The 670-nt window shown below is 38.4% G+C and carries 1 pseudogene; it reads right to left on the minus strand.

Annotated features, from left to right (window positions below):
• Window positions 1-270 precede the first annotated feature (270 nt).
• Window positions 271-670 (minus strand): annotated as a pseudogene (locus HC175_RS24715) (HAD-IC family P-type ATPase); the annotation flags it as partial.

Genomic DNA, 670 nt, shown 5'->3' on the forward strand with positions numbered 1-670 from the left:
ACTTTTAGAAAGGTATTGTTCTTAAAGCTCTTTTGTAATAAGAGTTTGAAAAGAGGAATTGGAGGAATGGTCTTCAGGAAATCAGGACAACAAGAAGCAAGTAGGGGATTGCACTCTCGTTGGCTTTTCCTGCCTTAGGACAGGAAGTCAAATAATTTAATCACAATTCTAAAGTAGTATTTCCTTCGGAAACTTTCAAAATATTTCAAAATTTAACTGAAAAATTCCCGGCTTAAGAATAAAATGAAACAGAATTAATTTCTGAAAGCACTAGATCTTTCTCCCGATCAAATTTGTGCAGACTGTAGTGAAAGCAATGATACTTATAGAACTCAAAGGCATCAAAACAGCAGCAATAATTGGAGATAATTGTCCTGTGACCGCAAAGTAAAGTCCCACGACATTATATAAAAATGAGAGCAGCATGCTTATTTTGATCACCGTCATTGCCTTTTTTGAAGCCTGTATAAATTTTTACAAGCTGCCAAACCTGCTCGCATCAAGAATGGCGTCACAGGCGGGGGAGAATACATTGACATTTTCGGAAATAGCAATTCCCACCTCACTTTTTGCCAGGGCACCTGCATCATTAAGGCCGTCGCCTACCATAATGGTCTTCCTTCCCTGCTGTTGCAGCTGACTTATGTAGTTAAGTTTGTCTTCAGGTTTT

Source organism: Salinimicrobium oceani, assembly GCF_012037645.1.